The sequence below is a fragment of the Falsigemmobacter intermedius genome (genome assembly GCF_004054105.1).
In the GTDB taxonomy this organism is placed as follows: Bacteria; Pseudomonadota; Alphaproteobacteria; order Rhodobacterales; family Rhodobacteraceae; genus Wagnerdoeblera; species Wagnerdoeblera intermedia.
This window is the reverse complement of sequence record NZ_SBLC01000071.1, coordinates 1-7,244: the sequence shown is the minus strand read 5'-3', so window position 1 is coordinate 7,244 and position 7,244 is coordinate 1. Positions and strand designations below refer to the sequence as shown.

The following is a 7,244-nucleotide window of genomic DNA, read 5'->3' as shown; positions in this document are numbered from 1 at the left end:
CATGGGTCAAATCTCAATGGAAATTATCGCCCCAAATGGGTCAGTTCTAAGCGGCAATCAACAATTAAAGATTAAGCCTTACGTTTCAATGGCTTGTGACTTTAGATAGTGGCTCCCCTACCGCCGGAGCCATCTTCAACTCAAGAAGTTGATTAAACTCACGAAATCAGAACGGCTTCGTGAGTGTGGCATCAGGATGTACCATCCTTATGTGGCCTCAGTGCTCGACGAACCAAAGGTTTCGCTGAGAGCATGCAAAGACTGCCCCACCTCTCCAGACGCGGCAATATCTGGCAATGGCGCCGACGCTGGCGCTCGCTATCCACAGGTATTTTCGATCTTAAGCTTTCTTTAGGTACTGAGCAGAAACCGCTGGGTCATTACACCGGCGCTGAACACCTTTGCCCCGCAGGATCCGCGTGACACTACCAGCCCGCTCGCGATGACCGCCCTTCTGCAGGAGCTGCTGACCGGTGAGGTCCTCTCTGAGGAGGCAGGCAGCCAACTGGCGGATTGGATGCGCCCGGGTGGTGTGACCGGCAGGCTCATTCGTCCCCATGTGCCCGAGGGCTGGGATGTAGCAGACAAATCCGGTGCAGGCGACGGCACCCGCAATCTCATTGCCATACTGACGCCGCCTGAAAGCGAGTCGGTTTTCGTCAGCCTTTTCATCTCGGACACGAAAGCTGACTTTAAAGCCAGAAATGACGCTCTGATCGCCCTGAGTGCAGCGGTCATGGAAGAGATCCGCCGCTGACCGATCAATCTGACAGTGCGTCCCTCGCGCTGTCAGGTCTGCGGATCCGGCACATAGATCTGCTTCAGAGGTATGATCGAGCGGTAGCGCGGAGAAAGATGCGCGTAGTTCTCCAGCAGAAGCTCAACGAACTGCTCTCCGTCAATCAACCGTAACTTGGGACGGTTGCGCTCCAATTCGACCGATTGGCGGCTGAAGGAGCCCAGAGTAATGAACAAACCATACTCGCCTTCGCCCAGAGTGCCGAGCAACTGATCGACATCCGTCCTCGGTGTCTGATCCGTTTTTCGTTTACACTGGACCTTCAGGATCGGCGGCTCAAAGCCGAGCTTATCTTTATGAGCAATGACGTCGACGCCGCCGTCACCTGAGCGCTGAGTTACCCGAGCGGTGTAACCCATGCATTCGAGGACATGTGCCACGAATTCTTCAAACTCGTAGCCATTCATCCGACTCATAATCTGACGGATGACGAAATCTTCTGTTGTGATTTCAGCCTGACGGGAGACAGCCACCGTAGCGCTGTCATCGTCGACAGGGGTTTCCGCCTCGGCAGATGCCATCACCGCCGGGGTAACGGCCGCTGCAACTCCGATCCGCTCAAGAAACTCTGAGGCGTGCTCCCGGACCGAAAACAGTGTGATGAACGACCCGATTTCGTTCAGCGCGCTCTGAGTGAAGGTGCTCCTCGGGAAATGTCCGAGCCACTCAACCTTGCGGTGATTGGGGTAGCCATCAGCGTCGTTAAGCTTGAAATGGTATTGCCCTACGAAGCGCCCCACATTCACCATCCGATCGTGCTTGGAGGGATAGATGACGTAATCACCCTCACGGATTTCGCGACTAAACCGATACAGCGTGCCGGCATCAACCGGTAAAGCGCCTGGCTTTTTATCGGGATAGTGCACTGCCAAAGCACGTTTCAGCGCATCCCGGTCAGGATATTGCATGAGATCGCCCATGGCTTGCCAACCGATGCCGACATAGCCCTCGTCAATCGGCGCCGATGAAACATGCTCACCCATGTGAAGGCCCCATACAGCGTTGCTCATTTCAGCTTCCTTTTTCGAGTTAACGTTTGCGGGCGCTCGGGTTGAAATCTGCCGTCAGGCATGGGTTGCTCACAATTCGGCCCAGCGAACCCAGGGAGGTCAAATCAAAACTGCAGGTCGGGCAGGATCGCTTCCCACTCATCGCGCCGGATATGGGTCTGATAGCTCTCTTCGTTGTCAGACTTTTTCCAACGCACAATCGCACCGATCTCAGCGCGGGTCGCCCTCTTGCCCTTCGGTGGCTCAAAGCTTTTGGCCATTCTGGCAAGTATCCGTCCCTTGAGATCGCGGATCACCCAGCGATCTCCGTCGCGGTCCAGCGCGACCTGATCCCCGACTCGGGCCTCGGCAATCGCGCTGAGCTCAGCTGCCCCCTCACGCAGACGCCCCGCCCAGGACAGGTCAACCAGCCTCATCTCAGGGGTGACATAGCTCGGATAAGTCGCGGGCAAATTTGAGAGATCGGGGCTGACGTCCCGCCAGAGGCACGCCTCGCTCGCAGAGGGCGCGAGCGGATGGCGACCGGTCGCCAGAATGGAGAGACTGTTCTTTGCACGGGTCATCGCGACATAGAAGAGCCGCCGCGGCCCATCCGCATCCTCGTTTTTCGAGGGCGTGGCCCAGTCGCCGTCGAGAATAACCACATCGCGGAACTCAAGCCCCTTCGCGCGGTGGGCGGTCATTAACAAAAGGCCGCGTGGCTCAGAGCGGGCATCGCGGGTCCATTCGGCGATCCATTCAATCACATCAGGAAGATGCATCCCCTTGTCTCCAATCTCCGCCGCAAGAATTCCCAGACCTTCACCCAGCAGGTCGGTCCAACGGTTGGAAGGAAGACGGTTCAGTTCTTCGACGAGGTCCTGAATAGTGAAGACCAGCTTGCCTGAAGACGTCAGACCGGCGATCAGGTTTTGCGTTTCCCGCAAGCGCCACAGGCTGGGCAGGCTTTCATTGGCCATGGAAACCGGAATACCCTGGCTTTCGGCATAGGCGCGCACCGGCTCCAGGCTTCGCCAGTCACGCGAGATGATGGCCGTGCCGGCCCAGCTCCAGTCAGGATCAAGACGCGACAGGCGCTGCAGCTCGTCCACGGCAGCGACAGCCTGTGATAGTGGCCCTGGAGGCACGCGAAGAACCTGCACCCGGCCTTGAGCAACCGGATCAAGCGCCCCCCAGACCCCGCCGGGCATCTCCTTTGCACGGGCCTGATTGACCGTAATGTCGTGGCCGAGCTTCATCCGGTCCGCAGCCCCCGCGATGACCGCGTTGGCGCTGATAACGATATGCCGGGTTGAGCGGTAGTTCTCGACCAAGAACTCCGGTTTTGCCCGATAATCCTCCTCGAACTGTCGGATGTAGCGGATCGAGGCCCCCGCGAAGGCATAAATGTTTTGATCATCATCCCCCACGGCGAAGAGGCTGAGGCGCAGGTCAGGATCCTCAAGGGAGCGCCCCGCAATGGCTGCGATCAGCGCGTATTCCTCCGGGCCGATATCCTGATATTCGTCCACCAGGATCCAGCGATACCCTTCGATCAACACATCACGCTGCGCCTCGGCCTCGGCCTTGCCCAAGCCCTCGCCATTCAGCAGGTTCACCGCCTGCATGACAATCTTATCGAACTCGCGGGTCTCGGCCGGTGCATTGGTGAAGCTGACGCCGACCAGCCGCATCGCCATCGAATGGCACGTTGAAATCACCACTCCGAAAGCATCATCGCCGATCAGGTGGCGAAGGCGGGCCCGGATTTCGGCAGCCGCATGGCGGTTATAGGTCAGGACCAGAATGCCGCGTGGATCTTCGCGCTTCACGCGGATCAGATAGGCGATGCGGTGCACCAACACTCGGGTTTTGCCTGAGCCTGGCCCCGCCAGCACCAACACGTTGGTGGCCTCGCGATCATCCGAGACGATCTTTTGCTGCACCGGGTTGTTCAGGGCCTCCACGATGGCGCGCCAGGATGTACCGGTTGTCTGGCGGCGCACCTCGGCCCCGCGCCCCGGCATCCAGCGCTTCATGAACGCATCTTTGTCGAGAACAAAGTAATCTTCGGACAGTCGCTGCGCCTGATCAATCGCCGCCAAACCCTTTTCGGCATAAGCCGCCATCACATGGGTCTGTATGGTCTGTTCGCTGTAGTGCTCTTCCAGCGGCTGGAAATGCTCACGGGTAAACCCGCCAGAGCCCGGGCGCAGTTGCAGGGTCATCGCCGGGCGGAACACGGTAAGGCCTTTGCCAAGGGTCATGACCTCCTGCTCGTGCAGCCACAACAGAGCGCGGTCGAGCAGCTTGGTGAGGTCTTTCACCTGGCCTTTCAAAAGCGCATCGCCACTTAAAACCGCGAGCAAATCGCCAATGGTCGTTTCAACCTGCAGATCTTTACCACGTGTGCCGCGGGGCACTTTGCCCGTCAATTCCGTTAACAAAAGCTCTGCAGCCTGACGGCGCAGTTCCGCAGTTCTATCGAGTATGCCCCATGATCTTTGCAACGTAACCGCGATGGCACTGCGCGACAGCTTGCGCAGCCGCAGGTTGCCACGCCCGCCCTCCATATCCTGACCATCGCGGGCCATGCCATACAGCAGCTTTTCGATCAGGTCGGGGCGGACATGCGTATGCCCCGCATCCCGCAGGCGCTGTGTGGTTTCGGCCAGGTTCAGTGGCAGAGCCATATCGGTTTCAGCATCGGGTGCAGCTTCACGCATCAGCGCGATCAGATCATGTTCAAGACCTCCCGCCTCTTTGAAGCGCGCAGCAGAGGCCCCTTCGATGCCCACATGAACAAAGACCGTCACCGCGATGTCGTTTTTAGCAAGACCAAGCGCTTCAAGATCGGCCATAGCACGGCTGAGCTGCGGCGCCATGAGCCCGCTGACCGAGGTCAGGTCATCGGTGGAAATACCCACATCGGGCGGCGCATTCATCAAATGCTGCAGAATATTCATCAACTGCTTGCGGCGCGTACCAGTGATTGCCGCGTTGTCCAGCACAGGCTCGGCTTCAGCCAAGGCCCGAATGCGAAGCGATGAGGGGAAAACCTGAACCTTGTTCTCTTCCCGGCTGAGCAGCGTGGCTTCTTCCAGCCAGGAGACTGCAGTTTTCACCCGCGTATCGTCAGTGGCGCTGTCGCGGCCAAAATCCTGATCAAGCTCGGCCCGCACGATCTCGCCCGATGTCGCGACAACCGTACCGGTTTTTTTGGTACGCTCGTCCAAACGGCGCACGGCTCTCAGAATGGCACCGATCTCGTGGCGAGCGAGGCGCGACCGGGCCGAAAGATTGAACTGGCGTTCCACATCCTCTGGAGCAAACAGCAGCACGCAGTTTGCGTGTTCGCGGTCCCGGCCCGCCCGGCCGGCTTCTTGCAGGTAATTCTCGAGCGAGCCCGGAATATCGCCGTGCACCACCAAACGAATGTCAGGCTTGTCTATCCCCATGCCAAAGGCATTGGTGGCCGCGATTACCCGCAGATCGCCCACACGGAAGCGCTCTTGCACGTCACGCTTTTGCTCGGGTGTCATGCCGGCGTGGAAATGCTCGGCCGTCATGCCCTGCATCTTCAAAAACTCGGCCACACGCTCTGTCTCGCCCCTGGTCGAGCAGTAAACGACCGCACCGGAGCGCCCCTCGGCGGGCAGTTTTTCCTGAATAACAGCCAGAATATCAGCAAGCTTCGTGGCCTTTTGCGTCTCACGTACCTCATAGCTGAGGTTCGTCCGCGAGGCGCCACCGTCCAGCAACAGCAGGCTGCGCCCCAGACGCGCCTGGAAGTGGTCGCGGATATCGCGCACAACTTCGGGCTTGGCGGTGGCGGTCAAGGCAATGACCGGCGCAACCTCTGCATCCCCTGTGAATTCACGAATGAAGCGTGAGACATAGCGGTAGTCCGGCCGAAAATCATGGCCCCATTTTGATACGCAATGTGCCTCGTCCAGCACCCACAGCCCAACCTCGCGCTGTTGCAAAACCGAACGCACCGAGCTGCTGCGCAGCTGCTCAGGCGAGATCAGCAAAATCGCGGCATCCCCAAGGCGCACACGATCCAGCGCGTCCTGCCGTTCCGGCATCGAGAGCATTCCATTGATCGTCACCGCAGAGGAAATGCCCGCGCGCGCCATGCCCTGCACCTGATCCTGCATCAAAGCGACCAGGGGCGAGATCACCACGCTCAGCGCGCCGGTTTTGTCGAACTTTGACAATGCCGGTATTTGGTAGCACACAGACTTCCCTGTGCCGGTCGGCAGAATGCCGAGAAGACTTGCACCCTGCATGCCCTCATCGACAATGCGTTCCTGCAGCGGGCGACCCATCTCATCCACAGGCTCTGCACGGTAGCTGTCAAAGCCGAACCAGCGCGACAGTGCCTTGATCGGATCATTATGCATGCGACACCAGGCACAGGCATCGTCGTCACATTGGCTGTCGCGCAGATCACGTACAATTTGGGCGGCCTCTGCAAATCGCGCCCGCACCCACGGGGGCATGACTGAATCTCCACCTGCGACCGAGATCCAAGACAAAGCATAAGCGACAGCCCACGCCCTGCGTGGCTGTGCGAGATTGCTCGTCAGACGTTCGATCGCCGCCCCGCAGGCATTCCCCTGCAACACCTCTGCGACCAACCGCCCCGCCTGCGCCGTATCGGGCGCCGCCTGCCCTGATCGAAGCAGTGAAAACAGAGCATCATAACCCTGAGCCTGGTCATCGCAGGTGCAAAGATAATGGTAGATCGCAAGAACATTGGGCGCAGTTTGCCCCATCGCCGCAAAGGCAGTTAGCTGATTATCCAGCACCTTAAAGACCAGACGGGCGTCAAGCTCAGGATCATTGACGTGCCCCGCCTGTAAGCGGCCATCGTGATAATGCTTCACTAAATGGTGGTAAGGATTGCGCGGGAAGGCGAGAGGGTTCAGCCAGAGCGTGTCTATATGGGCAGATGCCGCCTGGGCAAATCTTTTTCGATTCGCTGCCAGATGCGGAAGATCATGCCCGCGAATATTGTGTCCGATGATGAAGTCTTTGTCTGCCAGCGCTTTATCAAGAGCATCCAGACCCTCCTCAAGACGCCCCTGGGCCATCACCAGCGAAGGCGCGTTGGGATCTGAGGTCACAGCAGCAAATGCGAAGACGCGTGCCGTTTTCGGATCAATCTCCAGATCGACGGACAGGCAACGATCCAGGAAGGTCTTGAAAGGGTCGTCCATACGAAAAATTTCTTATTATTTTATAACCTTTCAATTCGATAACACAGTTCGCTGTTTTTTAAAGCGGTTGGTTAATTGCGCCCGTGAATGACAATGGTCGCTATGCGCTGGCACAAGACGGTATGTAGGCCGCATCTTGCCAAGTCAGATGCCGCTGCCTACGTTACAACAAACTGTCCCATCACTATGGCATTGTTGCAGAAATCCTGCGCTGTGCAGATTTCCCCCTAC

At 58.3% G+C, this 7,244-nt stretch carries 3 protein-coding genes; 1 reads left to right on the top strand and 2 read right to left on the bottom strand.

The features are described 5' to 3' along the window. Window positions 1–358: 358 nt before the first annotated feature. Window positions 359–757 carry a serine hydrolase gene (locus EP867_RS18470; protein WP_322099042.1) on the top strand — a complete coding sequence of 133 codons (399 nt, stop codon included), beginning with the start codon at window positions 359–361 and terminating at the stop codon, window positions 755–757. A gap of 32 nt (window positions 758–789) precedes the next feature. On the opposite strand, the gene EP867_RS18465 is transcribed toward EP867_RS18470, so the two are convergent. After that, window positions 790–1,809 (bottom strand): restriction endonuclease, encoded by a 1,020-nt coding sequence (locus EP867_RS18465; RefSeq protein ID WP_206616382.1) that lies wholly within the window; start codon window positions 1,807–1,809, stop codon window positions 790–792. Between the two features lie 104 nt (window positions 1,810–1,913). Continuing rightward, a complete protein-coding gene (locus EP867_RS18460; RefSeq protein ID WP_128490922.1) occupies window positions 1,914–7,013 on the bottom strand; it encodes a RecQ family ATP-dependent DNA helicase in 5,100 nt (1,699 codons plus the stop codon). Between the last annotated feature and the right edge of the window lie 231 nt (window positions 7,014–7,244).

What these genes read in the sequence shown, in the direction of transcription:
- EP867_RS18465 (WP_206616382.1), bottom strand. Translation starts at nt 1,809, where the DNA reads ATGAGCAACGCTGTATGGGGCCTTCACATGGGTGAGCATGTTTCATCG.
- EP867_RS18460 (WP_128490922.1), bottom strand. Translation starts at nt 7,013, where the DNA reads ATGGACGACCCTTTCAAGACCTTCCTGGATCGTTGCCTGTCCGTCGAT.